Below are 24,680 nucleotides of genomic sequence, written 5' to 3' on the forward strand. Positions count from 1 at the left end.
TGTAGCCTGCAGTGAAAATCGCTGTCAAGAAAGCGAGACTAACGCCTACCATTAAAATAAATGCCATTTTTGCTTCCCCCTTTAGTCTCAATAACCGATATAATCTATTATAGTATACTTGCTAGTGTAATTGTGTGCTACATATGAAATTTCTATGAATGGAGATTCGAAATGCGGACGAACGTCTACTTATTGAGTTATGCCCCGCTGATCAGCATCCTGCTGTTTAGTACGTCTCTTGCGATTGCTACGTCAGAGCTTGCACTGACATGGCTGAACAACGTCGGGGTCTACGACGAGTTACTGCAAATACTCAGTGCACGTAACACGAAGTTACTCGTATGGCTCGGCTTTTTAATCATTTATTTTATGATTTTCAGTTCCTTGAAACTGATTTCAGACACGATTAATCAGCTTGGGTTTGCGTTTTTCATTAAAGAACAGGTCGGAACGACGTTGAGTATGTTACGTCCCGGCAGTATTCTCCTGTTGGTTGGAGGATGCATTAGTTTTGCGTTCATGACATCTTTTCCGTTAGTCTGTCTCGTACTGGCCGGTTCTTTTTTAATCTATTTTTTCTTTTACGTGTTTCAAATCAGTAAAATGACTTCCTCTGCAGGGGCCATCGGATTAGTCGTCTTTCTTTTCCTGGCATGGGGCATGTTACTTGCCGGACTGGCATGGGTCGGACTAAGCCTGTTTAATTCGCTTGGACAGGCTGTTCTTTTCCCGAAATAAGTCACTGGACGATCGAAGCCCATGTCCTGACTTGTAACGTACTGTTGGCTTCACTCGGGAAGGCACGGGGGATGTCCGCCCCAATCCAGATTCCGCCGACATGTTGATTTTTCATACCGACAAACCACATGTCCTTATTGTCGTTCGTCGTACCTGTCTTGCCTCCGATATAAGCCGGGGCGTGATCGTAACCCAACCGCCCTGTACCGTATGTCATGACGTTATGGAGCCCTTTACGCAGTAACTGGTTTGTTCGACTCGACCAAATCCGGTCCGTTGACATCACATGACGGTAAAGGGTTCCCTGATCCGTCGTGATGGTGCGGATCATCGAGGAGGGACTGTACAGTCCATCATTGACAAGGGTGGTGTAGGCATTGGTGAGTTCAAGTGGACTGACACCGTATTTTAGCCCGCCGAGCGCACTGTTGTATGAATTATCTTCTTCGGTCCACTGACTGAATCGAAACGGTCGGATGGTCTTTAATCCCTCGTTGAACGAAACAGAAAAAGCACGTAAGGCCGGTGTATTGTAGGAGTATGCAATCGCATCGGCAATCGTCACGCTGCCAAGAATCCGGTTGCTGCTGTTTTGCGGACAGTATCCGTCAAAACAAACAGGACTTCCATCTAGTCGACTCGTTAACGTTTTTTTGGTCTTTTCGAGGTAAGGACCATAAACAAGCAACGGCTTTAAGGTGGAGCCGGGCTGACGATAAGATTGAACCGCCCGATTGAGCTGACCCGGTACATTGGATTTATTACCGACCAGTGCCGTCACACCGCGTGTATCCCCGTCGATTCCGACGTAAGCACCTTCAATCGGATGAGGGAGTCGTTGAATCGCTTGTTTGGCCCGCGTCTGCTCTGTAGGATCAAGATATGTCTGGATGACGGCACCGTGTTGATGTAAATACTGCTCAGCCTGTGACATGTTCAAATTTTTTAAGTCAGCTGTCTGGCGGATTGCTTCCGATACACTGGCATCGATGTAATCAGGATAACGGATGATCGGCTTATTGAACGAAACGTTGATGGACTGTTTTCGGACTTTATTTGGAATGTCCTGTGTCTGTTGCAACGCTTTTAAGATACGCTGTTGACGTTTGCCCGTGTTTTTTGGAAACCGCAATGGATTGTAAAGAGACGGATTATTTGGAATCGCAGCCAAATAACTGACTTCAGCCCAACTCAAATCTTCCGCATGTTTTCCGAGATACGATGTGGCTGCGAGCTCGATACCGTAAATATTATTCGCGAAATACGCTTGATTGACGTATGCGGTTAAAAGCTCTTTTTTAGAATATTTTTGCTCAAGTTCCATTGCAATTAAGATTTCTTTTATTTTTCTAGTATAGGTTTTCTCGGTGGAAAGATAAGTCATCCGTGCCAATTGTTGGGTGATCGTACTTCCGCCTTGACCTTTGTTATCACCGGACTGATTTTCTGTAAACGCTCGCAAAATACCGGTGATATCATAACCGTCATGCTGATAAAATCGCTGGTCTTCAATCGCGATGAAAGCCTGTGCTACCTTTGGCGGCAGAGCACTTGCCTTTAAATCGTTCCGGCGAAGTCCGTCATAGAGTTCGAGGCGCTCTTTTTGATACGTGACAGTAATCGGTTGATAGGAAGCAAGAGGGCGTTCAGTCGTTTTTTGATCAGCCCAACTGAACAAATCCTGTGCAAGATCCAACTGATTACGCACTGAAAAAAGTGTTAGTACTAAACTAAAAGCTAAAGCCAACACTAGGGCATATCCTGTCGTGATTCTCATGAAAACTCCTTTCAAACGGCATTTCATTCCTATTATCGGTCTTTTTTGGAGAAAACAGTAGAAAAATTTAAGAAATTTGTATTTTAATAAACCTATTTTGCAGGAATGTTATATTAAAAAGAGAAAAGGTGGGTATATAAGAGTATCTGTATAAATTAGAGCACATGATTGATGTAAAAAAAGAGCACAAACTGGAGGGGACGAAATGGCTAAAAAGAATGTCGTCGCGATGTTGCTTGCTGGCGGAGAAGGAAAACGTCTAGGAGCACTTACGAAACACACAGCAAAACCAGCGGTCGCGTTTGGAGGGAAATATCGAATCATCGATTTCCCGTTATCCAACTGTACGAACTCAGGAATCGACACAGTAGGAGTCTTAACGCAATACGAACCACTTGAACTGAACCGCTATCTCGGAATCGGAAGTGCCTGGGATCTTGACCGCCGGAACGGTGGCTTAACGATCCTGCCTCCTTACCAAGCCCAAAACGGGAAAAATTGGTATGAAGGAACGGCGAATGCCATCTACCGTAACATGAGTTACATCAACCAATACGATCCAGATTATGTGCTTGTCTTGTCAGGGGATCACATTTACAAGATGGATTACGAAAAAATGATTGAGGAACATCGTCAAGGGGGAGCAGACGTTACGATTTCTGTTCGTGAAGTTCCTTGGGAAGAAGCACCGCGCTTCGGAATTTTGAATACGGACGAAGATCTTCGAATCAATGAGTTTGAAGAAAAACCGGAAAATCCAAAATCGAACCTGGCTTCAATGGGGATTTACGTCTTTAACTGGGATGTCTTAAAACGTCACCTGATTCAAGATGCCGGGGATGCCGAGTCAAGCTTTGACTTCGGGAAAAACATTATTCCGAACATGTTATACGAAAACTTAAATATTCGCGCCTATAAATTTAAAGGATACTGGAAAGACGTCGGAACAATCCAATCACTTTGGGAAGCCAACATGGACTTACTTGAAGCGGATCCGGAGTTTGATCTCTACGAACCGTCTTGGAAAGTACATTCCGTCAACCCGAACCAACAACCGCAATACATCGGGAACAATGCTTCCATTGAGACTTCGATTATCAACGAAGGATGCCATATTGAAGGCGAAATCAATCATTCGGTTCTCTTTTACGGCGTTGATGTTGCAGAAGGTTCGCTTGTAAAAGATTCGGTCATCTTCCCGAACGTTAAGATTGGTAAAGATGTCACGATTCACCGGGCAATCCTTGCAGACGGTGTCGTTGTAGAAGACGGAGCAACAATCGGAACACCGAATGGTGAAGTCTTCGTCATCGAAGCAAACAGTGTCATTCCAAAAAATGAAGTCGTCAAAGAAGCGATCCAATAAGGGGGAAGTACCGATGAAAGCAGATTTACTAGGAGTCATCAATCTGAGCGGTGAAGAAGGGTTCTTTAAAGAATTGACGGAACACCGCAACTTAGCTGCCGTACCATTCGCGGGTCGATATCGGCTCATCGATTTCACATTAACGAACATGGTTCAAAATGAGATTGCGAATATCGGTGTCTTTACACTTGAAAAATACCGCGCCATGATGGATCACTTAGGATCCGGCAAAGAGTGGGACTTGGACCGGTCAAACGGCGGACTTTATATTTTCCCGCCGGCTTTATCACAAGATGCCCATGAATTCCGTGGTGATTTATCAAACTTCCATTTGCACCGCGACTTCTTCTTGCGCAGTAAAGAGAACTACGTCGTGATTTCGGGATCAAACATTTTATCTGCGGTCGATTACCGCGATGTCTTGCGTGAACATAAAGCCTCAAACGCTGATATTACGGTTGTTTATACGAAACGTGACTTGCCGTGTAACTACTGCCGTCCGATTCGGTTCAGTGATCAAAATCGCGTGACGGCAATCGGTTCACGCGGATACGAACCATCGGACGAGACATTTTACATGGAAACGGTTGTCCTGTCGAAAAACTTGTTTGTCCGTCTCGTTGACGAAGCAATCGGCCGCGGGGAATATGATTTGCTGCAAAGCATCATCCGTTCCCAGTTAAACCGACTTCATGTTCACGGTTATGAATACACAGGGACATCACAGGTGATTCATTCCCTTCGCTCGTATTACCGTGAAAGCATGCTGTTGCTTGAGCAGTGGGGAGCCATCAATGACTTCCAACACGTCTATACGAAAATCAAACACGAACCGCCGACACGTTATTTACCGGGATCGACCATCAAGAATTCGCTTGTCGCAAACGGATGTAAGCTAGAAGGAACAGCAACGGACAGTATTCTTTTCCGTGGCGTCAAAGTCGGGAAACATGCGCGGATCAAAAACTCGATCATTATGCAAAAATCAGTCATCGAAGAAGGCGCAGTCGTTGAATACGCGATCCTTGACAAAGAGGTAACAGTGAAGCGCGGACAAGTCATCCGCGGAACTGCGGAAGAACCGATTGTCATTAAAAAACAAACAATCGTTTAAAGGGGATGTCATCATGAAGGTATGGTTTGCTGCCACAGAAGCGACACCATTCATCAAGACAGGGGGGCTAGCTGACGTCGTCGGCTCGCTCCCTTTAGCGCTTGCTGAAGAGGGTGCGGAAGTTTCGGTCATTTTACCAAACTACGGTCAAATTAAAGAACAATACAAACTGGAAATGGAATTTTTATTTGATTTCATCGTTCCGGTCGGATGGCGTCAGCAGTTTGGAGCAGTCTTGCGTCTAAAACAAGATGGCGTCACGTTTTATTTCATCGACAATGAATATTACTTCAAGCGTGATGGGGTCATTTACGGACATTATGACGATGCGGAGCGTTTTGCCTATTTCTCAAGAGCCGTCCTTGAAATGATTCAGCGTGTCGACGCAGAAGAAGTCCCGGATGTCATTCACTGTCACGATTGGCAGACAGGTGTCCTGCCGGCCTTCCTGCGGATTCATTACCAGCACCTCAACCGGTATCAGGAAATCAAAACGGTCTTTACGATCCATAACCTGCAATATCAGGGGGTGTTCCCGGAAGAAGTACTTGGCGACCTGCTCGGGCTCAGCCATGAACACTTTACGGCAGAAGGTATCGCCCATAACGGACTCGTTAACTACATGAAGGCAGGACTTGTCCATGCCAACCAAATTACGACCGTCAGTCCGTCTTACCGCGATGAAATCATGGATCCATACTACGGCGAAACACTCGAACCCGTCTTGCAACACCGTGCCGTCGATGTCCGGGGGATTTTGAACGGCATCGATTACCGGCAGTTCAGTCCGGAGACGGATGAACATCTGGTAGAGAACTATGATGTGAAGACGGTTGAAGAAGGAAAAGCAGCCAATAAGGCAGCCTTACAACAGGAACTTGGCTTACCGGTCAATCCGGATGTTCCGTTATTCGGCTTTGTCTCGCGCCTTGTCGACCAAAAAGGGATCGATTTACTCGCCCATATCTTGCCGGATCTGTTTGAACTCGATGCCCAGTTCATCATTTTGGGTTCGGGAGAGGCGGAGTACGAAGGGTTGTTCCAGCATGCTTCAACAATTCGTCCGGATAAGGTAGCTTCCTACATCGGTTTTGATGTCGGACTCGCTCAACGGATTTACGCCGGAAGTGACGCCTTCTTGATGCCGTCACGTTTCGAACCGTGTGGTCTCAGTCAATTGATCTCGATGAAGTACGGTTCATTGCCGATCGTCCGCGAAACCGGCGGCTTGCGTGATACGGTTCAACCATTTAATCAGTTCACTTTAGAGGGAAACGGCTTCTCGTTCTCGAATTATAATGCGCAAGAGTTCCTTGATGCCATTAAACGGACGATTGAGACGTATCATGATAAACCTGTATTCAAGCATCTGATTGAGACAGCAATGCAAGAAGACTTTAGCTGGATTCGATCCGCTGATGAATATTTGGCGCTCTATCGTTTAATCGCACCGTCTGCTGACTGAAGGAGATTACGGGAAATGGGGTTTTGGGATGTTTAAAGACAAAGAGAAGTTCAAGAAGAGGTTTAATGAACGGTTTATTTCCATGCATGGCAAGGCACTTGAAGATGCGACGGAAAATGATGTGTACCAAACATTGGCCTATATGGTGCGGGAATACGTCACGACGGACTGGATGCGGACGAAAGAAACCTACATCCACAAAAAAAGTAAACAAGTCTATTATTTTTCACTTGAATTTTTACTCGGTCGATTCCTCTACAATAACCTGTTGAGTCTCGATGTGTTGGAAGAAGTGCGAAGCGGTCTTACGGAACTCGGCTATGATTTGGCTGATTTGACGGAGGAAGAGCCGGAACCGGGTCTTGGGAATGGAGGGCTGGGCCGTTTAGCAGCCTGTTTCCTCGATTCACTCGCTGCACTCGGCTTGCCGGGGCACGGAAACGGTATCCGTTATCAGTATGGTCTGTTTAAACAAAAAATCATCGACGGTTACCAAGTCGAACTTCCGGATAACTGGCTGAAGAACGGCAACATGTGGGAAATCCGCCGTTCGGACAAAGCGGTCGACATTCCGTTTGGCGGAAACGTCTGGCTTGAGGAAGTCGAAAGCGGTAAGTATCGTGTCCATCATGAACCGGCAGAAATCGTTCGTGCTGTCCCGTATGATATGCCGATCGTCGGTTATCAGAACGGGATCGTCAATAACTTGCGTCTGTGGAGTGCTGAATCACCGTATGACGATGATGAACTGTTAAGCCAACACCGAGGTAACTATAAAGACCTGCTGAGCCATAAACAGGCAATCCAGACGATTTCCGAATTCTTATATCCGGATGATACGACATATGAGGGGAAAGTCTTACGTCTGAAACAACAATACTTTTTCGTCTCGGCAGGACTCCGGAGTATCCTGTTGTCACATAAAAAACGAAATACGTCGCTGAAACATCTGGGAAATCAAATCGCGATTCATATCAACGATACACATCCTGTCGTTGCGATTCCTGAATTGATGCGGATATTGATTGATGAAGAAGAATATTCATGGGAAGAATCATGGCGGATCACGAAAAGTGTCATGTCCTTTACGAACCATACGTTGCTTTCGGAAGCATTGGAACGCTGGCCGGTTGATCTGTTCCGCAATCTATTGCCGCGTATTTACCTGATCGTCGAAGAAATCAACCGTCGGTTCTGTAAGGATGTCCTTGATAACTATCCGCATCTGGAAGCGAACATGCGCGAAATCGCCATCATCGCAGACGGGATGATCAACATGGCGAATTTGGCTGTCGTCGGTACCCATTCAACGAACGGTGTAGCTCAAATCCATACGGAAATTCTCAAGCAACGCGAAATGCGGTTGTTTTACGAGATGTTCCCGCTTCGCTTTAACAATAAAACGAACGGGATTACACACCGCCGCTGGTTCCTGTTATCGAATCCGGCACTTGCCAACCGTGTGACGGAAGCAATCGGAGACAGCTGGATCAATCATCCGTCCGATTTACAAAAGCTGACGAAATTCGCAGAGGATCGTACGCTTCAGCAGGACATCCAGGCGATTAAGCTGGCGAGTAAAAAGGAATTGGCAGAGTTGATTGAGAACGAGACGGGAATCGTTGTGGATCCGCATTCGATTTTCGATGTCCAAGTCAAACGGCTTCATGCATATAAACGACAATTACTTAACGCGCTTCATATTCATTCTTTGTACTACCGTCTAAAAGAAGATCAATCGTTCCAGATGACACCGCGGACGTTTATTTTCGGTGCGAAAGCGGCTCCTGGTTATCATTATGCAAAAGAGGTCATCCGTTATATCAATGCTCTCGCGAATCTGATTAATTCGGATCCGGATGTCAGTCCTTACATGAAAGTCGTTTTCCTTGAGAACTACCGTGTGTCGCTTGCAGAAAAAATCTTCCCTGCCAGTGATGTCAGTGAACAGATTTCGACAGCAAGTTATGAAGCGTCAGGAACCGGTAACATGAAATTCATGATGAACGGGGCATTGACGGTCGGCACGCTGGACGGTGCGAACATCGAGATTCGGGATGAAGTCGAAGACCCGAACATCTTCATTTTCGGTCTGACACCGCAAGAAGTCATGAACTATAAAAAATACGGCGGATACAGTGCGTACGATCAATACAGCGCACAGCCTGAACTGCGTCGCGTCATTGACGGACTGGTGGACGGTTCGCTCTTCCCGACAGGCGAGTTCCAGGCCATCTATGATTCTCTGTTGACGTACAATGATGAATATCTGATTTTAAAAGACTTCTTGTCTTACCAACAAGCACAGGAAAGAATCGGACGGGCTTACCAGGATCCTGAAAAATGGTACAAGATGGTCATCATGAATATCGGGAAATCCGGTGTCTTCTCGAGCGACCGGACCATTAAAGAGTACGCGAATGCGATTTGGAACATTAAACCGGTCCAAATCTAAAAAAAAGCCCGATGAGAATCGGACTTTCGTGTACGTTATCGTGCGACCTCATCGGTTTGACTGATCCAGTCGCTGTAAGAACCCGCATAGAGCCGGACATCGGTTTTACCTAAAGCGTGCAGGGCTAAGACATTGACGCAAGCCGTCACACCGCTGCCGCAATAAAGAATCGGTGAATCCGCTTCGAGCAGATCAGCGTACAGTTCTTTCAAATCTTCCGCATCTTTTAAGCGGCGGTCTGGTGAAATCGCATTTTCAAAGAAACAGTTCACGGCACCCGGGATATGACCGGCAACCGGATCAATCGTTTCGTTTTGACCTTGGAACCGGTCGGGTGAGCGGGAATCGACGAGATACGTTTCTGCCGATCGATTTTTAACTTCTTCATACTGAACGAGCATGTCATCTTTAAAGTCGGCTTGATAAGTGGACTTTTCAAACACCGTTGATTCCGTACTCATGGGGAAGTCGAACGCGAGATAAGACGACAGTCCGCCCTCGAGAACAACGACACGTTCGTGTCCGGCCCATTTAAAGAGCCACCAGGCACGAGCGGCGTAAGGGAAGCCGTCATCATACAGGACGATAAAATCATCACGTTCGACCCCGAGCGACTCTAATGTGCCGATCCACTGCTCCTTGGACGGGAGTGGATGACGTCCGCCTGTTTTAGAACGCGGTCCGGATAAATCAGTTGATAAATCTAAATACTGTGCGCCCGCGACATGGCTTTCCTTAAACGCGTCACGACCATAATCGGGATGTTGCAAATCATAGCGACAATCAAACCAGCGAATCTGATCCGTATGGACAAGTTGCTGCAAGTCAGTCATTTGAATGGTTGGAAACATGAACATCACCTTGACCCTTTCTAAGGTAATCATATGAAAGGTACCGTTTTATCGCAAGTCGTAACAAATATCTCATGCAGACAAACTTAAAGGAGTGGACACTATATGTCATGGAAAGAGACCTATCAAAAATGGAATCAGTTTGCAGGCCTGGAAACGGAACTAAAAGAAGAGTTGACGGCACTCGCGAACGACGATAAAGCAGCCGAGGAAGCCTTTTACAAAGAGTTGGAATTCGGGACAGGCGGTATGCGTGGGGAAATCGGTGTCGGAACGAACCGGATGAATGTCTACACGGTACGTAAAGCCTCACAAGGGTTTGCTGACTTCATCAAGGCGGAAGGCGATGAAGCGGTCGCGCAAGGGATTGTCATCGCCCATGACTCCCGTCACTACTCTCCGGAGTTTGCATTAGAAGCAGCGAAGACGCTTGCCAGTAATGGAATCAAAGCTTATTTGTTCGACGGACTTCGTCCAACACCAGAACTGTCATTTGCCGTGCGTGAACTTCGGGCAGCAGGGGGAATCGTCATTACGGCGAGCCATAATCCACCGGAATATAACGGCTATAAAGTCTATGGGAATGACGGCGGCCAATTACCGCCGAAAGAAGCGGACGACCTCGTCTCTTATGTCGATCAAGTGGCAGATGAACTTTCAATTGAACTGGAAGCAGAAGAAGTCTTGCGTGCAAACGGATTGATCGTTCGTGTCGGCGAACAGCTGGATGACGCCTATCAGGAACAATTGAAAACGATTCGTGTCTTACCGACGATTCAAGACGAGTTGGCGGATCCTTTAAAAATCGTCTTTACTCCGCTTCACGGGACAGGGCTTGTACCGGTCACAGTCGGATTGAAGAGTTACGGGTTTGAACACGTGACGGTCGTCGAAGAACAAGCGAAGCCGGATGGCGCGTTCCCAACGGTTTCTTCTCCGAATCCGGAAGAACATGCAGCATTTAAGTTAGCCATCGAATACGGAGACCGTGTCGATGCAGATGTGTTACTCGCGACGGATCCGGATGCCGACCGTGTCGGTGTTGCGACACGTGATGCGGACGGAGAGTGGGTCGTTCTTACAGGGAACCAGACCGGCGCGTTACTGCTCGACTACATCTTGTCACAAAAAGCGGCTCAAGGCACATTGCCGAAAAACGGTTTTGTAGCAAAAACGATTGTTACATCGGAACTCGGAGCCTTGATTGCAAGACATTATGACTTACACGTTGAAAATACATTAACAGGATTTAAATTCATCGGTGAAAAAATCAAGCAATATAATGAATCTGGTGAATATGAATATCTGTTTGGTTATGAAGAAAGTTACGGTTACTTGATCGGCGACTTCTGCCGTGACAAGGATGCCGTCCAAGCCTGCCTGCTTGCTGCCGAGATGACAGCGTATCACAAGAAAGAAGGACGGACGCTGTACGAGGCATTACAAGCCATCTATGAGCAGTTCGGTTACTTTGAAGAATCACTCCGTTCGTTGACGCTCAAAGGGAAAGACGGTGTCGCGCAGATCGGCCGGATCATGGATACGTTCCGCGAGCATCCGCCAAAACAAGTAGCGGGTGAAAAAGTCATCTTATTTGAAGACTACGATGCAAGCATTTCGCATGATTTGGTGAAGCATCAGCCGTCACCGATCAATCTGCCGAAATCTAATGTCTTGAAATTCACGTTAGAAGACGGTTCGTGGTTCTGCCTCCGCCCATCAGGGACTGAACCGAAAATCAAATTCTATTTCAGCGTGACATCACCTGACGCTGCAGAAACAACACGTAAACGTCAGATGATTGAAGATGAAGTAATGCAAGAAGTCGAACAAATTCAATAAGCATTAAAACTGAAAGTGGGAAAACGGTAGAGCATGATTGATGCTCTGCCGTTTTTTTAGTACCCGTCAGGAAGAAAGACGTAAATCGTGCAACCGTTACCAAATTCATGTAAAGTGAACGTTGAAGCACCATACAGAGATAGGGAGATGAGTAATGATGGAACGCATACACTTAACGGAAGATCTTTCATTTTCAAGAGTCATACACGGTCTGTGGCGGCTAAACGAATGGAACATGACGGTTGAAGAGCGACTGGAGTTAATTGAGCAATGTTTAGCACTAGGCATTACGACGTTTGATCATGCTGATATTTACGGCGACTACACGAATGAAGGATTGTTCGGCGAAGCACTGGCATTAAAACCGGAGCTGCGCGAACGGATGGAAATCGTTACGAAGACAGGCATCAAGATGAAGGGAAACCATTTCTCTGATCAAAAACTGTCATTTTACGATACGACAAAAGAACATATCATCGAACATGCGACACGTTCATTAAAGGAACTGGGTGTCGACTACATTGATACGTTATTGATTCATCGTCCGGATCCATTGATGGACCCTAACGAAATTGCAGAAGCATTCGTTGAACTGAAGGAGTCTGGTAAAGTCCGGACGTTTGGTCTGTCAAACCATACACCGGCTCAGCAAAGCCTCATCCAATCACGACTGCCGTTCATGCTCGTCACCAACCAGCTCGAACTGTCTGTCGCCGAACTGAAGCACTTCGAAGATGGTTCTGTTGATCTGTGCCACGAAAATGAAATGCCGCTCATGGCGTGGAGTCCGCTTGCCGGAGGGCGATTGTTCAAAGACGAGGAGTTTGCACCGCTTCGTGAAAAGCTCGAGGAAATCGGACGTGATATCGGTGCAGAAGCTATCGATGAAGTAGCCTATGCCTGGTTATTGAAACATCCGGCGCGTATCATGCCGATCGTGGGTTCCGGAAAAATTGATCGCATCGAATCAGCTGTCCGGTCGACGCGTCTTGAACTGTCACGTGAGCAATGGTTTGAAATTTTAAAAGCTTCCCGTGGACGGGACGTCGATTGAAAAATAGCCTTCGGTCTATTTTTTTTACAAAAAAATTCCCATCTCAAGGGGGAGTTGAGATGGGAGTATCTATGGGGTCATGCTTCGAGACGAAGCATTTCCTGACGATATTTATCTAAGCGTTCTTTACTGGCAGTGACAGCTGCTTGATCATGGACTTGGATAGCATCGAAGAGCGTACTGAGCTCATAATCGATTTCGAGGCGTAGCACTGGAATCCGCTGCTCTGCATCTTGTCTACGGAAAGCTTCAATTACTTGTTTCATCTCGGCCACGCTCCTTTTGAAGTTATCAGATAATTCTGATTTTTATTAGTATACTTGATTATTCCCGTGCTGGCTAGTATTAAACCTGAAAAAGATTAAAAAAACACTTGGAATGTGTCATCATTCCAAGTGTTCTTAATTTTATTCCGGAATACTGAATCGTGCTTCGAGACGATGCTGAACCCCTTGAATCAAGGTCGACATAATCCAATAGATCGCAGCTGAGAACAGCAGTAACGGCATGACGAGATACGTCGTCGCCGAAATTTGATCGGACACATACGTCAGTTCTTCAACGGCAACGATTGTCCCGAGCGAAGTCGATTTGATGATATCGATGACCGAGTTCGACAGGGGAGGAATGGCACGTGAAAGAGCTTGTGGAAGGATGACATCCTTAAACGTCTTCCGACGCGGGATGCCGAGTGAGTCTGCTGCTTCCCATTGTCCGCGATCGACAGACGAAATCGCTGCCCGGAAGGATTCCGAGATATAGGCGGAGAAGTGAAGCGACAGACCGAATGCCAACGCCTGGAAGCCCGTCAATTGCAGGACGACCAAACCATTATATAAAATCAGAATTTGCAGCAACAGTGGAGTTCCCCGGAAAAAAGAAACATACAATCGTGCGAAACCGCTTAAGACGGCAAAACGGCTATCCCGCATGACGGCAAGAATCAGACCGAGAAAAAGCGCAAAGACGATGGCAAATCCACTTGCAAGAAGTGTAGTGCCAATCGCCTTTCCGTAAACGTCCGCATTATCGCGGACGATTGTAAACAAATCCATCACTTGCTGATGTCCTCGTTAAAGTATTTTTTTCCGAGATCTGCGAGTGTACCGTCTTTTTGCATCTCTGCGAGTGCTTTGTTGAAGTCTTCAGCATACTTGCTGTTTTTTGCCATCATCAGACCTGATTCGTTTTTATCAAACGTCTCACCGACAGCTTTTACTTTGTATCCTGCTTTTTTAAGTTCTGTCAGGACAAACAGACGATCGTTCATGGCAGCGTCGACACGACCTGCTTCAAGATCTTTCAAGACTTGGTTTGCGCCTTTGTAGTACTTGACTTTCGCACCGGCTTCTTCTGCTGTTTTCGCGTAGAGCGAACCTTGTGTCGAACCGACAGTTTTTCCTTTTAAGTCTTCAAGCGTCTTGATGTCATTTGTTTTGTTATTGACGATGATTGTTGAACCGGAAACTGTGTAGGCATCAGAGAACGCATATTTTTCTTTCCGCTCATCTGTGATACCCATCTGGTTTGCGATGACGTCAATTCGTTTTGAATCGAGTGCTGGAATCAAACCTTTGAAGTCCATCGCTTTGTACTCGACTTTATAGCCGGCACGTTTTGCGACTTCGTTCATGACATCGATATCATAACCTGTTAATTTACCTTTTTCTTTATACGTAAATGGTGGGTAAGTTGCTTCTGTTCCGACCGTTACGACTTTTTCATCTTTGTTTGCTTCTTCGTTAGAAGCGCCGCACGCCGCTAACACCCCCGCTGTTGATAGTGCTGCTACTGCTAGCTTTAGTCCGTGTTTCATAGCGCTCTCTCCTTTAAATAAATAAAATGATTTCAATTCCTAGTTTTCGAATAGGATTAATTTAAGACTACAAGCAGTATCATACAAAGTTACAGGAACGTCTGTCAATAAAAAAGACTGCCCATAAATGGACAGCCTGACTGCAGTTACTGAACGTTTAAAAATTAACGGATTGTTGCTTCTGTTGCCGCATCGAAGAAATGTGCTTTTGTCATATCGAAGAAGAGGTCTAAATCTGAACCCATCTCGACGTGTGAACGCGAATCGACACGTGCTGTGAACGCTTGATTGCCGACTTTCGAGTAGAGGTAAGACTCGGCTCCCATGAGCTCGGATACTTCGATATGGGCCGGGAAACGGTGTGCTGTTTTTGTATCTTGATAGATCAATTCAGCATGAATATCTTCCGGACGGATTCCGAGAACAAGATCTTTACTTGTGTAACCGCGTTCGCGGAGAACTTTCATTTTACCTTCAGGAACTTCGAATTTCTCTTCTGTGCCCGTGACGTGGAAGAGACCGTCTTCCGCGAGTTTACCTGTCAGGAAGTTCATTGACGGAGAACCGATGAAACCGGCAACGAACATGTTATCCGGGTGATCGTATACTTCTTTTGGAGTTCCGACTTGCTGAATCAGACCGGCTTTCATGATGACGATTCGAGTCGCAAGTGTCATCGCTTCCGTTTGGTCGTGGGTCACATAGATCGTCGTCGTTTCAAGACGTTTGTGCAACTGAATGATTTCCTTACGCATTTGAACACGGAGTTTTGCATCCAAGTTTGAGAGCGGCTCATCCATCAAGAAGACTTTTGCATCACGAACGATGGCACGGCCGATCGCGACACGCTGGCGTTGTCCACCAGAGAGGGCTTTCGGTTTACGCTCCAAATATTCTTCGAGTCCGAGAATACGTGCTGCATTGTCGACACGTTGTTTGATTTCATCTTTCGGGAACTTCCGAAGTTTCAGACCAAATGCCATGTTATCAAAGACGTTCATATGTGGATAGAGGGCGTAGTTTTGGAAGACCATCGCGATATCACGATCTTTAGGCGCTACGTCGTTCATGCGTTTTCCGTCGATGACAAAATCTCCGCCCGAAATTTCTTCAAGACCGGCGATCATTCGTAATGTCGTCGATTTACCGCAACCTGATGGGCCGACGAAGACGATGAATTCTTTATCTTTAATATGAAGGTTAAAATCATCCACTGCTTTTGCTGTTCCTGAATAAACTTTATCAATATGCTCAAGACGAATATCTGCCATGTGTACATCCTCCTGTAAATTAAGTAATCGGTTAATATAACGCTTACAAGATTCAGTATAGGAGATACAGGATGAAAATCATATGGACAACATGACTGAATGTAACCGTTATCATTTGGTCACTATGCTACGAGAAGCAACGTATAAAGGAACATGGCTCCTTCAAATGACCTGATATCGATTTCCGTCTGTTCCGTCAGTCGATCGAGTCGGTACTGCAGACTGTTTCGATGTAAAAAGAGATGTTTAGCCGTCAAGGAAACATTTAAGTTGGCGCGGCAAAAAGCATCAATCGTCTCGCGTGATTCGCGTTCGAGCGGTGTGATGAACCGTTCAATCAAATCGTCACGAACTTCGTTTGACAGTAACGTCAAACGCATCAAGGCAGGCAGAAACCGTTCGATGTGTAATAAGGGAAGTTCACGCAAGGCAGCTTGTTCCAATCGAAACTGTGCTGCCAAATCTCCGGATTGGCGCTGTTGTCCGATCAGTACTTTGCCGTCCATCAGAAAATCAGACTGGAGAGCTGTGAAAAAATCGTGTAAATCATTTTCTGAGACAGAGTCTTCCCGTTCAATGACGACAAGACGATTGGACGTCAACGGAATAATCCAACTCGACGGATGAAAAAAAGATGTCAGCAGTTGTTGTAAATCTTCACCGGTCCGTACATCGAGTTGTTCAAATAAAAAATGAATCATCCGAAACGGATGGGCTTCCTCGCTGGACGGTTGTTCCAGCCGGCGGCGCCACGTGACGATCTGATCCGACTCCGAGGTGACGACCCGTTCGACAAGCAGGTTGAGCAAGTCCAGTTCGCGGGGGGTGAGAATCGTATTTTCAATCCCGAAACGAAGTCCATCGGCTAACTGATATACGGTATACTTATCGGTACAGTACACGGTAGGATCGGTGGAGAGATGATCCTTAAATAAGACGGTTAATTGATGTAACATACAAGGCGCCTCCCTAAAAAGTCCTACTAAGACTTTACCACAATACCAAAATCGGAAGGAACGAGGATCTATGCAAGTGGAAGTTGATTTAGTCATAAAGATGATCGGGATGATTGTCATTGGAGCCTTGATTGGGGCAGTCACCAATCATCTCGCAATCCGGATGCTGTTTCGTCCGCTCGAAGCGAAGTATATCGGCAAGTACCGAATTCCGTTTACACCGGGATTAATTCCCAAACGGCGTGACGAATTAGCGGCAAATCTCGGACGAACGGTTGTTAAACATTTATTGACTCCGGAAGGGATCAGCAAACGGCTTCAGCAACCGATTGTTTATCAAGCCATTACGCGGATGATTCAGCAGGAGGTACAGAAATGGACGCGATCGACGAAAACGATTCGTGAAATTGCCGAACGGTTTGTTGCGAATCCGGAAGGGAAATTACAACAACAAATCGAACAACGAATCGATCAGGAACTGGAATCGATGGCAGTTGCGATCAAAACGGCACGGTTAACAGAAGTCCTCGGTGAGGGCGGAACAACAAAAATTAAGACGGCGATTCCCGGAATGGTCGAAGTATTACTTCATCAAACCGAACAGTATTTTGACAGTCCTGCCGGTAAAATGAAACTCGAAGAAACGGTCGCCCAGTTCATTCAAAGTAAATTAGGCGGAGGCATGTTCGGAATGCTACTTGCCAATGTCAATATCGTCGAAATGATTCAACCGGAACTCAAACGGGTAATACAAGGAAAGTCGACACATCAGTTCATCAGTGAAATGGTCGAACAGGAAGTCCATACCTTACTGGAACGGACGGTGGGGTCGCTGCTTGAGCCGGAGGCGGAACGGCAAATCATCGAACGGATGAAATCGGAGATCGTAACGCGTATTCCACTGGCAGCATTACTGGATACGCCATTACATGAATTTCTAGAACCGCTTGAAGTCCGGATCAGTCAAGAAATGGTCCCGATGCTTTCTAAACAAATGGTGAATCGTCTGATCGAGCAGGTCGAGCAAATAATGGCGACACTCGATCTCGAAACGATTGTCCGGGAAGAAGTCGATTTACTCGATACCGCTTATCTGGAAGAAATCGTTTTATCGATTTCAAGACGGGAATTCCGGGCTATTACTTGGCTTGGAGGGTTATTAGGTGGTTTAATTGGGATGATACAAGCGATACTTCTTATCGTTTAACTAAATTGGAGGGTTTACACATGTCTGAAACTAACTTATACGATCATGCCTACACACTCGAGCGTGCGCTTCGCGAAACGTCAGAGTACACGACACTGAAGGATTTATATGCGCAAGTCAATGCGGATCCAATGTCAAACGAATTATTCGCTTCATTCCGCAACGTACAGCTCGAATTACAACAAAAACAAATGCAAGGTGAAGAAATCACACCTGAAGATATGGCATCGGCACAAGCGAAGATGCTGGAAGTCCAAAACAATCCGTTGATTGGTCAACTGATGCAGGAAGAACAACGTATGCACACGATGTTGACGGAAGTGACACAAATCATCATGAAACCGCTTGAAGAGCTGTACGCACCGATGATGGAACAAAATCAAGACGACGTTCAGTAAAATCATGTATAAAGCCTCGGCGCCAGTTCATTGGACCGAGGCTTTTTTTCATGATGTTTTTTCTGTTGGAACAAGACGGGGAAGGTAAGCCCGTTCAAAATGGATCAACTGTCCGGAACGGGTCACACGTGCCCCGCGGTGTTCCAAATCAGCTTCTTTCAAACGGCGAATGCCTTCCTGGCGTGCCTCCGCATCAGATGAAGCGTCAAATGTATCATCAAGTAATGTTTCTCCCCGATCTGAAAATGCAGTAATCGTATAAAGCATGGCTGATTCCTCCTTGTCCGAAATGACTAACTTAAGTGTAATGAATAGTCATTCATTTTACAAGTAAGAATCGATGTCCTGCCACGTCAATTGTTTGGAAAGGGGAGGGGCCTCAAGGTGGCTGACGCTCATACCGATTAACCGGATCGGCCCTGAGAATTCAATTTCATTAAACAGCTTAGTTGTAACCCGGAGCAACGTGTCCTCATCAGCGGTTTCTTCTAAAAAGGTATACCGTTTAGAACGGGACTGGAAATCTTCCGTCTTCCATTTAATCGTAACGGTTCGGCAAACCAGTTCTTTTTGGTTCAGTGTCTTGACGACGGACAGCGCTTCCCGTTTCAGCGTTTCGAAAATGGTATCGATATCTTCTGTGTCTTCTTCGAATGTACTTTCGGAGCCGATGGATTTTCGTTCCCGGTGCGGGCGGACCATTCGTTCATCCTCACCGTGTGCCATCGTATACAGCTCGGTTCCCCGGTCCCGGCCGAGCAGTCCCCGCAGTTCGGCGATTGGTGATTGTTGAATGTCCGCGACCGTGTTAAAACCGTGTTTCTGCAACGTCTGCTCCGTGACTTTTCCGACTCCGTGCAAATCTCCGATTTTTAATCCGGATAAGAACGGTAACACGGCATCCGGAGGCAAAACGGTTAACCCGTTCGGCTTTTGATGACCGGAAGCGATTTTAGCGACCAGTTTTGAGTTCGATACGCCGGCGGAAGCAGTCAAACCTGTCCGCCGTTTAATTTCAGCCAGGATGTATTGGGCGATATGCGTCGCGCTCGTCATTTGCAGGTTATTTTCCGTGACGTCGAGATATGCTTCATCAAGAGATAACGGTTCGACAAGAGGCGTGACCTCAAGAAACAACTCCATGATTTGGGCGCTGACAGCCCGGTACACTTCAAAACGCGGACGTACGAAAACGGCCCGCGGACACAGTTGGAATGCCCGTCGTGATGGCATGGCACTGTGAATGCCGTATTTGCGTGCTTCATACGAACAGGTGGCGACGACACCCCGGGCATGAGGAGGGCCTCCGACGATGACGGGGACACCTTTTAGATGCGGGCGGTCACGTTGTTCGACGGAAGCATAAAAAGCGTCCATGTCGACATGAATGATTTTTCTTCCCACCATCGTCTCCTCCTTTCTTTCAATCCGTGAATTCGTTACACTAAGTATAACGAACTTATGTTCTTACATCTATTTTTTTACTTGCGACTTTTTATTTGGCATGCGCACAAGTGCTCCTAACCAGCCACGGCGTTTCATCCAATAAAAGATTCCACCGGTCGTAAGGAAAATCAAAAACAGGGAACTGGCATATCCGTATTTCCAGTCGAGCTCAGGCATGTTTTTAAAGTTCATTCCCCAAATTGCACCAAGTGCCATCATCGGTGTAGCGACAGCTGTAAAAATCGTCAAGGCTTTCATGATTTCATTTCCCCGGAAGTTCGAGACGGTTGTCGATAGATCAAGCAATACTTCAATATCTTTTTGATAGTGTTCAATCAGCATCAGCAGACGTTCGACCCGCTTTTCGGCCAACCGGTAAGGTAAGGCATCCGTATAGGTACTTTGGCGAACAAAAGCTTCAGGTCCCGCTAGTACAAGTTCACGGAACGGGACAATCAGATCCGACCAATTTTCGATCGTATCCCGCAGGCCGAAAATGCTGTCGAGAGAATTCTCATCGATACTTCCCCGAAGCTCATCCTGTCTTAAAAACAGTTCGGTTTCAAAAGCATCGATTCCCGAGAAGTAAGTATTCATTTGCAGAGATAACAGCGCATAAAAAGCTTCGAAAGGGGTCGTCGTTTCAAAAGGTTCGATTAAGGAAACGACATGTTCCGATAAGCCGATTGTAATCAGTTCCGTCGGTGAAAGATAATAGCAGATGGAACGGCGGTCACTTTTATCAGCCGGATTTTGCCAAGTCACGATGGAGCCGTACAGTAAATCAAGTTCGACCCGTGTGAAGTTCATATCTTTAGTAGACAGTTGATTCAGCCAATCCAGTTTAAAAGCGTCGGTCGGTGTTTGAGAATGAAAATATTCTTCAAATTCGGCAAGCGTTAAAAAACGATGCCAGCTAAAGAGTGAGTCGGATTCCATGTTTTGAGCTCCTATATAGTAGAATGGTAGAGTGACGTCTGACAGTCAGAGAAATATGTAAACAGTTCTAATCAAAATGAGTCCAGATAAATAAAAAGGATGTGTTGTGAAATGAAAGGTATCGGTCAGTTGGCAATTGGTGAAATGCTCGATCAACGAGTCATGATCAAGCAGGCGTTAAAAGGAATCGCCGCAAACGGAAAACCTTATCTGACATTGATTTTAGCAGATAAGACGGGAGAAATTGAAACAAAGATGTGGGACACGAGTGATCTTGAAAAATATGCTCCTAAATTCATCGTCCATGCAGCTGGTGAAGTGATGGATTACCGGGGACGGACACAATTAAAATTGAAGCAAATCACCGTGTTGGACGAAACGAATGTAGAAGATTACATTCAATCGGCACCACTTCCGCGGGAACAGATTGAAACGGAAGTACTCGGTTTCATCGAATCGATTCAACATGCCGAGATGAAGAAGCTGGTCAAACATCTTGTCATCAAAGATTTCGACGCGTATTTCACACATCCGGCAGCGGTCAAAAACCATCATGCGTTTTATTCTGGTTTATCCTATCATGTCCTGTCGATGTTAAAACTGGCGGATCAAATTGCCCGTCTGTATCCTACATTAAATCGTGATTTGTTGATTGCAGGTGTCGTATTGCATGATTACGCCAAAATCAAGGAATTATCCGATCCTGTTACACCGGAATATACGCTTCCCGGAAAGCTTGTCGGGCATATTTCATTGATGGTCGCAGAATTAGAAAAGGTCGGGGCAGAGTTACAAATCGACGCAGAAGTTTTGACGGTCTTACAGCATCTCGTCTTAAGCCACCATGGGCGTCCGGAGTGGGGATCGGCAGTGGCACCACAGATGCGTGAAGCCGAGGTATTATTCCTGATCGATAATCTAGATGCGCGGATGACGATGATGGATCGTTTGCTCGAGTACGTGGAACCCGGCCAATTTTCTGAACGATCGTTCGCATTGGATAATCGTTCATTTTATCGTCCCAAGCTGTAAAAAGATGACGTAAAAAGATTCAACAGGATTTGAAATTGATCAGAGGAGTGGAATTCATGAAAACCAAACTATTCGAAGCAATCCAAATCGGGGGACTTCAGTTCCGGAATCGTGTCATCATGGCACCGATGTGTATGTATAGTGCAAAAGAAGATGGACTCGTAACCAATTGGCACGTCACGCATTACGCCTCACGTGCAGTCGGTGGCGTCGGTGGTGTCATCTTAGAGGCAACAGCTGTCACACCGGACGGTCGAATCTCAGCCGGTGATTTAGGCGTCTGGTCGGATGATCATATTGACGGACTTCGCCGCATTGCCGATCAAGTAAAAGCGGCCGGTGCAAAAGCGGGAATCCAACTGGCGCATGCCGGACGGAAAAGCACAACGGCTAAACCGCCTGTCGCACCATCAGCAATCGGATTCGATGATTCATATGATCATCCGCATGAATTGACAGTGGAAGAAATTGATGTCATCAAACAACAATTCGTCGAGGCGGCACTTCGCGTTGAACAGGCGGGCTATGATTTCATCGAATTGCACGGAGCACACGGCTATCTGATCAATACCTTTTTGTCCCCGTTATCCAACAAACGTCAGGATCAGTACGGTGGATCGATGGAAAACCGGATGCGCTTCTTGCTTGAAATCATTGACGCCATTCAAGAGAAGTCAGATCTGTCATTATGGGTCCGGATTTCGGCAGCAGACCATGCACCGGGTGGAATGACGGCGGCGGATTATATCCCGCTGGCCGAGGAATTGTTAAAGCGGAACATCGACTTGCTGGACTGCAGTTCAGGAGCCGTTGTTGCCAATGCCGTTCCGGAAGTTTATCCCGGCTACCAAGTACCGTATGCAGCGGAAATCAAACAGGCAACCGGCATCAAGACAGGGGCGGTAGGATTGATTACGACGGCAACGCTCGCGGAAGAAATCATCCGCAGCGAACGGGCGGACGTCATCCTGCTTGCACGTGAACTTCTGCGTCAACCGTATTGGGTTTATCATGCGGCAGCGGAACTTAAGGATGAGGTCAGTTTACCAAAGCAATATGAACGGGCTCCGATTCGGTAAAAAGAATAGGAATCAGAGCTAAAAAAAATCCCTGCCTTCCATGATGGAAGCAGGGATTTTTACGCTTATTGTTGTTGCTGTTGCATCTGTTGTTGCATTTGTTGCTGCTCTTGTTTATCAAGGTCAAAAGCATCTTTGAAGTCTTTGTTTTCGACTTTAACATCATACTTTTTCATCAATGAACGGTAGATATCGTTTGGATTGACTTGAGCTGATTTTTCTTCAGCTAAGGCTTTTTTGATTCGATCGGATTCTTTTTCGAGCGTAAAGTCTTTTTTCTCTTTACGGTCTGTCACTTTAATGATGTGGTATCCGAACTGTGTTTTGATCGGGTCAGAAATTTTACCTTCAACGCCATCCTTGAACGCATAATTTTCGAATTCCTCGACCATTTTACCTTTTGTGAAGTATCCGAGATCTCCACCTTTTGTTGCGCTACCCGTATCTGTTGATTTCGCTTTAGCGATTTTAGCAAAATCGCCGCCTTCATCAAGTTGTTTCTTGATTGCTTTTGCTTCGGATTCTTTTTCAACAAGAATGTGGCTCGCTTTTACTTCCACTTTTTCCTGGTTGAAGCGGTCTTCGATTTCTTTATCCGTTACTTTTGATTTTGCTGATTTCGCTTCTTTTAGGAGCATTTGTGTCCGAAGAACTTTTTCAAATTCTTTTTCGTTCTTGATACCGGCTGTTTGAAGAGTCGTATTGAACTGTTCTTTATCCGGGAACTGATCTTTTGTTTTCTTGACTTCAGCTTCTACTTCTTTATCCGTTACTTTTTTACCGTATTCTTTTTCAAGCAATTTGTTCATCGTTTGTTGGAAAGCAATTTGTGCGCCTGCTTTTTGGTACGCCTCATCTTGGACGTCCGCTTTATTGACTTCTCCGCCTTTGTAGTTGATGACAGCTTCGTCATTTGAACCACATGCTGCTAATGTGAATACGCTTGCCACTGCTGCTACACTTAAAAGTTTCTTTTTCATACATACACCCCTAATTTACCATTTATTTCAACCGTTCTATCATATCATATCTTCGTTATCTTGACAGCTTTCCGCAAAATCGAAAGTGATCTGCTCTTACACTATGCTATCACATCAAGTACAGGAGGAGAGGACTATTTTTGTGGGAAATTGTGAGGTGCCGCAACGTTTTGAGACAGAATGGTAAAGGGAACGTCATGTGCATAAAGACAGAAAAAACGTCCTAGGCCTCAAGGCTTAGAACGTTAACTTCCTGAATTCATTCAAAGGTCATGCTTTTTTGATGGAATCGATGACAGGGTCTTGCGGACGGCGGTCCGCTTCTTCCGTAATCATTTTCGATGTCTCGGCAAAGATGTCCATGAAGCTGTCACCGTAAAGGCGACGAACGATGGCTGAGATGTCCGTCAGCTCTGGGAATTTCCCGTACAGCTCCTGCAGAGGTAGGGAAGCACGGAAAACTCCGTTTTCTTCCGGACGGAATGCTTGAATCGTCTCAAGTAGGAGACTTTCGCCTTCCGGTGTCAGTTGAACATAGGTATTTCGTTTATCCGTCTCTTTTTTTGAAAACGTCAAAAGTCCACGGTCTTCTAATTTTTTAGAGAAGTTGAATGCAGTCGAGACGTGCATGACACCGTATTTTGCGATTTCAGAAATCGAAGCACCACCCAGTGCATGAGAAATCCACAAAATATGATGTTCATTAATATTTAAATCAAATGGTTTAATCCAATTTTGCCAATCTTTTTCTACCGTTTTCCATAGTGCTTTGCTTAATTGGACAATTTTATGACTGTATAACAGTGCTTCTTGTCCAGGATATAATTTTTCGTGTTCCATATCTGACTCATCCTTTCGAAAGGTGACAATGGCTCAAACGCGCAAAATGCAAAC

23 protein-coding genes are annotated in these 24,680 nt (G+C 45.9%); 11 read left to right on the forward strand and 12 right to left on the reverse strand.

Features of this window, described 5'->3' with window-relative positions; genetic code table 11:
* The first annotated feature begins 171 nt into the window (after positions 1-171).
* Entirely contained in the window at positions 172-738 is a 567-nt protein-coding gene (locus EXIG_RS03660) for a DUF5366 family protein (protein ID WP_012369571.1), read from the forward strand.
* Between the two features lies 1 nt (position 739).
* Here EXIG_RS03660 and EXIG_RS03665 read toward each other — a convergent pair whose 3' ends face one another.
* Entirely contained in the window at positions 740-2,515 is a 1,776-nt protein-coding gene (locus tag EXIG_RS03665) for a transglycosylase domain-containing protein (RefSeq protein ID WP_012369572.1), read from the reverse strand.
* 205 nt (positions 2,516-2,720) lie between these two features.
* On the opposite strand from EXIG_RS03665, the gene EXIG_RS03670 reads away from it, so the two are divergent.
* Genes EXIG_RS03670 through EXIG_RS03685 form a run of 4 tightly spaced genes read left to right on the forward strand, consistent with a single transcriptional unit; the run spans position 2,721 to position 8,915 of the window.
* Entirely contained in the window at positions 2,721-3,881 is a 1,161-nt protein-coding gene (locus EXIG_RS03670) for a glucose-1-phosphate adenylyltransferase (protein ID WP_012369573.1), read from the forward strand.
* Between the two features lie 13 nt (positions 3,882-3,894).
* Positions 3,895-4,995 carry a glucose-1-phosphate adenylyltransferase subunit GlgD gene (glgD, locus tag EXIG_RS03675; protein WP_012369574.1) on the forward strand — a complete coding sequence of 367 codons (1,101 nt, stop codon included), beginning with the start codon at positions 3,895-3,897 and terminating at the stop codon, positions 4,993-4,995.
* Between the two features lie 13 nt (positions 4,996-5,008).
* Positions 5,009-6,460: a glycogen synthase GlgA gene (gene glgA / locus EXIG_RS03680; RefSeq protein WP_012369575.1), complete on the forward strand. Its 1,452-nt coding sequence runs from the start codon at positions 5,009-5,011 to the stop codon at positions 6,458-6,460.
* 28 nt (positions 6,461-6,488) lie between these two features.
* Entirely contained in the window at positions 6,489-8,915 is a 2,427-nt protein-coding gene (locus EXIG_RS03685; RefSeq protein WP_012369576.1) for a glycogen/starch/alpha-glucan phosphorylase, read from the forward strand.
* Between the two features lie 35 nt (positions 8,916-8,950).
* Here EXIG_RS03685 and EXIG_RS03690 read toward each other — a convergent pair whose 3' ends face one another.
* Complete coding sequence (locus EXIG_RS03690) at positions 8,951-9,766, reverse strand: sulfurtransferase (protein ID WP_041261825.1); 816 nt, start codon at positions 9,764-9,766, stop codon at positions 8,951-8,953.
* A 105-nt stretch (positions 9,767-9,871) separates the two neighbouring features.
* Here EXIG_RS03690 and EXIG_RS03695 point away from each other — a divergent pair, with 105 nt between their 5' ends.
* Together EXIG_RS03695 and EXIG_RS03700 are read left to right on the forward strand one after the other, a co-directional pair.
* Positions 9,872-11,608, forward strand: a complete 1,737-nt coding sequence (locus tag EXIG_RS03695; protein ID WP_012369578.1) for a phospho-sugar mutase — start codon at positions 9,872-9,874, stop codon at positions 11,606-11,608.
* Positions 11,609-11,765: 157 nt separating this feature from the next.
* Positions 11,766-12,662 carry an aldo/keto reductase gene (locus EXIG_RS03700; protein WP_041261828.1) on the forward strand — a complete coding sequence of 299 codons (897 nt, stop codon included), beginning with the start codon at positions 11,766-11,768 and terminating at the stop codon, positions 12,660-12,662.
* A 77-nt stretch (positions 12,663-12,739) separates the two neighbouring features.
* Here EXIG_RS03700 and EXIG_RS03705 read toward each other — a convergent pair whose 3' ends face one another.
* From EXIG_RS03705 to EXIG_RS03725, 5 genes are all read right to left on the reverse strand, one after another.
* Positions 12,740-12,928 carry a YkzI domain-containing protein gene (locus EXIG_RS03705; protein WP_012369580.1) on the reverse strand — a complete coding sequence of 63 codons (189 nt, stop codon included), beginning with the start codon at positions 12,926-12,928 and terminating at the stop codon, positions 12,740-12,742.
* A gap of 141 nt (positions 12,929-13,069) precedes the next feature.
* A complete protein-coding gene (locus EXIG_RS03710; RefSeq protein WP_012369581.1) occupies positions 13,070-13,717 on the reverse strand; it encodes an amino acid ABC transporter permease in 648 nt (215 codons plus the stop codon).
* The gene (locus EXIG_RS03715; protein WP_012369582.1) at positions 13,717-14,478 is read right to left on the reverse strand and encodes a transporter substrate-binding domain-containing protein; all 762 of its coding nucleotides are present in this window, start codon (positions 14,476-14,478) and stop codon (positions 13,717-13,719) included. The genes EXIG_RS03710 and EXIG_RS03715 overlap by 1 nt, the downstream gene beginning before the upstream one ends.
* 164 nt (positions 14,479-14,642) lie before the next feature.
* Positions 14,643-15,749, reverse strand: a complete 1,107-nt coding sequence (locus EXIG_RS03720; protein WP_012369583.1) for an oligosaccharide ABC transporter ATP-binding protein MsmX — start codon at positions 15,747-15,749, stop codon at positions 14,643-14,645.
* A gap of 122 nt (positions 15,750-15,871) precedes the next feature.
* The gene (locus EXIG_RS03725; protein ID WP_012369584.1) at positions 15,872-16,705 is read right to left on the reverse strand and encodes a PucR family transcriptional regulator; all 834 of its coding nucleotides are present in this window, start codon (positions 16,703-16,705) and stop codon (positions 15,872-15,874) included.
* Between the two features lie 70 nt (positions 16,706-16,775).
* On the opposite strand from EXIG_RS03725, the gene EXIG_RS03730 reads away from it, so the two are divergent.
* Both EXIG_RS03730 and EXIG_RS03735 read left to right on the forward strand, forming a co-directional pair.
* Complete coding sequence (locus EXIG_RS03730; protein WP_012369585.1) at positions 16,776-17,912, forward strand: DUF445 domain-containing protein; 1,137 nt, start codon at positions 16,776-16,778, stop codon at positions 17,910-17,912.
* Positions 17,913-17,932: 20 nt separating this feature from the next.
* Positions 17,933-18,310, forward strand: a complete 378-nt coding sequence (locus EXIG_RS03735; protein ID WP_012369586.1) for a YlbF/YmcA family competence regulator — start codon at positions 17,933-17,935, stop codon at positions 18,308-18,310.
* 48 nt (positions 18,311-18,358) lie between these two features.
* On the opposite strand, the gene EXIG_RS03740 is transcribed toward EXIG_RS03735, so the two are convergent.
* The 3 genes from EXIG_RS03740 to EXIG_RS03750 form a co-directional block, all read right to left on the reverse strand.
* Entirely contained in the window at positions 18,359-18,577 is a 219-nt protein-coding gene (locus EXIG_RS03740) for a YhzD family protein (RefSeq protein ID WP_012369587.1), read from the reverse strand.
* Positions 18,578-18,634: 57 nt separating this feature from the next.
* Complete coding sequence (gene dinB, locus EXIG_RS03745; protein WP_012369588.1) at positions 18,635-19,717, reverse strand: DNA polymerase IV; 1,083 nt, start codon at positions 19,715-19,717, stop codon at positions 18,635-18,637.
* Between the two features lie 66 nt (positions 19,718-19,783).
* Positions 19,784-20,695: a magnesium transporter CorA family protein gene (locus tag EXIG_RS03750; RefSeq protein ID WP_012369589.1), complete on the reverse strand. Its 912-nt coding sequence runs from the start codon at positions 20,693-20,695 to the stop codon at positions 19,784-19,786.
* A 111-nt stretch (positions 20,696-20,806) separates the two neighbouring features.
* Here EXIG_RS03750 and EXIG_RS03755 point away from each other — a divergent pair, with 111 nt between their 5' ends.
* Together EXIG_RS03755 and namA are read left to right on the forward strand one after the other, a co-directional pair.
* On the forward strand, positions 20,807-21,727 hold the full coding sequence (locus EXIG_RS03755) for an HD domain-containing protein (RefSeq protein ID WP_012369590.1): 921 nt from the start codon (positions 20,807-20,809) through the stop codon (positions 21,725-21,727).
* 56 nt (positions 21,728-21,783) lie between these two features.
* Positions 21,784-22,806, forward strand: a complete 1,023-nt coding sequence (gene namA / locus EXIG_RS03760) for an NADPH dehydrogenase NamA (RefSeq protein ID WP_012369591.1) — start codon at positions 21,784-21,786, stop codon at positions 22,804-22,806.
* A 65-nt stretch (positions 22,807-22,871) separates the two neighbouring features.
* Here the strand turns inward: namA and EXIG_RS03765 are convergent, their stop codons facing one another.
* Both EXIG_RS03765 and EXIG_RS03770 read right to left on the reverse strand, forming a co-directional pair.
* Positions 22,872-23,786 carry a peptidylprolyl isomerase gene (locus EXIG_RS03765; protein ID WP_012369592.1) on the reverse strand — a complete coding sequence of 305 codons (915 nt, stop codon included), beginning with the start codon at positions 23,784-23,786 and terminating at the stop codon, positions 22,872-22,874.
* Between the two features lie 270 nt (positions 23,787-24,056).
* Positions 24,057-24,626 carry an HTH-type transcriptional regulator Hpr gene (locus tag EXIG_RS03770; RefSeq protein ID WP_012369593.1) on the reverse strand — a complete coding sequence of 190 codons (570 nt, stop codon included), beginning with the start codon at positions 24,624-24,626 and terminating at the stop codon, positions 24,057-24,059.
* Between the last annotated feature and the right edge of the window lie 54 nt (positions 24,627-24,680).

The organism is Exiguobacterium artemiae 255-15, assembly GCF_000019905.1.
Lineage (GTDB): Bacteria > Bacillota > Bacilli > Exiguobacteriales > Exiguobacteriaceae > Exiguobacterium_A > Exiguobacterium_A artemiae.